This is a genomic window from Arthrobacter sp. JCM 19049 (genome assembly GCF_001310435.1).
Genome location: NZ_BAXF01000908.1, coordinates 1 through 579, shown reverse-complemented (window position 1 = coordinate 579; position 579 = coordinate 1). Strand labels below are relative to the sequence as shown.

1 protein-coding gene is annotated in these 579 nt (G+C 67.9%); it reads left to right on the top strand.

Annotated elements, in window-relative coordinates; all coding sequences use genetic code 11:
* Positions 1 to 46: 46 nt before the first annotated feature.
* Positions 47 to 579: DNA repair protein RecO (gene recO, locus JCM19049_RS17055; RefSeq protein WP_279403510.1), on the top strand; the 533-nt coding region annotated here is incomplete at its 3' end.

Here is a 579-nt window from a genome sequence, read left to right as displayed (position 1 = left end):
GAGCGTGGTGCGCGGGAGCGGTGCAAAAGTGCGATAATTGGGGGGTGTGGCAAGATCTGGATTCGCATCACGCAGTTACCGCACCCGCGGCATTGTTCTGCGTACCCACAAGCTTGGCGAGTCCGACCGCATCATCACCCTGATCACCCCCAACGGCTGGTCCGGGCCGTGGCCAAGGGGTGCGGCGCACCTCCTCGCGGATGGGAGCACCCTGGAACCGTTCATGGAGGTCGACGCCCAGGTGGTGATGGGCCGCAGCCTGGACATCATCTCCCAGGCCCAGCTGCGCCACCCCTACGGGCAAAAGCTGGTGGGCGACTACTCCGCCTACACGGTGGCCACCGCGATGGTGGAAACCGCCGAACGGCTGCTGGAGGCGGACGCCGACTCCACGATGCGCCAATACCGGCTGCTGCACGGGGCGATCGCGCTGCTGGCCCGCGGCAGCGTGGACCCCGGACCGATTCTGGACTCCTACCTCCTGCGCGCCCTGTCCGTGGCAGGCTGGGCCCCCTCCTTCACCGACTGCGTGCGCTGCGGTGAGCCCGGTCCGCATTCGGCGCTGAACATCCAGCTGGG